Annotated in this window: 1 protein-coding gene; it reads left to right on the top strand. The window is 44.4% G+C overall.

Annotated elements, in window-relative coordinates; all coding sequences use genetic code 11:
* Positions 1 to 297 precede the first annotated feature (297 nt).
* Positions 298 to 1,203 carry a 30S ribosomal protein S6--L-glutamate ligase gene (gene rimK / locus IQ242_RS24675; protein WP_002772203.1) on the top strand — a complete coding sequence of 302 codons (906 nt, stop codon included), beginning with the start codon at positions 298 to 300 and terminating at the stop codon, positions 1,201 to 1,203.
* Positions 1,204 to 1,462: the final 259 nt, after the last annotated feature.

The raw sequence follows: 1,462 nt of genomic DNA, 5'->3' as shown, positions 1-1,462 counted from the left end.
GTTTTGAGGTGGCCAATTACCTAATTTTCAGGGAAAAAGTCCCTGAATTTTCCCCCTGATCACTCCCATGCCGGGTACTTTTTGATTGACAAAAAGTCTAAAAGTCTTACCCAACAAGGTTTTTAGATTTATTCAGCCAACCCTACTTAACCCAACTGTTCAAGGGGAACTGTCAGTGCCATAATAATCGATGGACTTCGATCGAGAGCAGAAATTTTATGAGTTGCCAGCAAAAAAAGTCAATATGGGAAAATAAGGAGCTCTTCAGTTGTAAAAGCAATATTTAAGCGAAAATTTATGAAAATCGCTATTTTATCGCAAGACGCTTCTCTTTATTCTACCAAGCGACTGAAAGAAGCGGGAGAAGCTCAAGGCCATGAGGTACGAGTGATCAATTATTTGCGCTGTTATATGAACATCACCTCCCATAAACCCACGGTTGTCTATAACGGTAAACCCTTGGAGAGTTTCGACGCGATTATCCCCCGTATTGCCGCCTCAAAAACCTTCTATGGAACCGCAGTCGTCCGACAATTCGAGGTGATGAATGTTTTTACTGCCAACGACTCGCAAGCAATTTCTCGGTCGCGGGATAAATTGCGTTGTCTGCAAATCCTCGCTCGGGAAGGGATAGGTTTACCGGTGACGGGAATTGCTCACGCAACTCAAGATATCGATGGTTTAATCGAAACCGTCGGCGGCACCCCTCTAGTGATTAAATTATTAGAGGGAACCCAAGGTATTGGGGTAGTCTTAGCGGAAACCGACCAAGCAGCCAAGTCAGTTATTGAAGCTTTTCGGCAATTAGAAGCTAATATTCTAGTACAAGAGTATATTAAAGAGGCCAGTGGGTCAGATCTGCGCTGTTTTGTCATCGATGGAAAAGTGGTAGCCTCGATGAAGCGACAGGGGGCCGAAGGGGATTTTCGTTCTAATCTTCACCGCGGTGGCAAAGCAGAAAAGATAAAATTAACCCCGGAGGAACGCAGTACGGCTATACGGGCCACTAAAGCCATGGGTTTAAGGGTTGCGGGTGTGGACTTATTACGGTCAAATCATGGGCCTGTGGTTATTGAGGTCAATTCCTCTCCGGGTTTGGAAGGAATAGAAGCGGCCACTGGTGTGGATGTGGCCAAAAAAATTATTGATTTTGTCGCTAAAAATGCCACCCTAGTCCTAAATCGCGATCGATATCAATATTAGCCGTCAGCCTTGCATCAGTTATCAGTTATCAGTGGGTAAGTTATCAGTGGGTAAGTTATCAGTGGGTAAGTTATCAGTCAATAAGTAGTCGTGCAAAATTAATTTCCTAGTGAAGATAGGCAAGAGGCAAGAGGCAAGAGGCAAGAGGCAAGGGGGGTTAGATATGTGTAATTAATTTTGCTTAGGTACTTAGTATTAAGCGATAAGCTCGGAGCTGCCTTTTTACTGAAAAAGCTCCCCACACCCCACACCCTACACC

The organism is Microcystis sp. LEGE 08355 (assembly GCF_015207185.1).
In the GTDB taxonomy this organism is placed as follows: Bacteria; Cyanobacteriota; Cyanobacteriia; order Cyanobacteriales; family Microcystaceae; genus Microcystis; species Microcystis panniformis.
This window is presented reverse-complemented; position numbering and strand designations above follow the sequence as displayed.

Bases quoted from the DNA above. Each gene is read 5' to 3' on its own strand.
- rimK (WP_002772203.1), top strand. From the start codon at position 298: ATGAAAATCGCTATTTTATCGCAAGACGCTTCTCTTTATTCTACCAAG.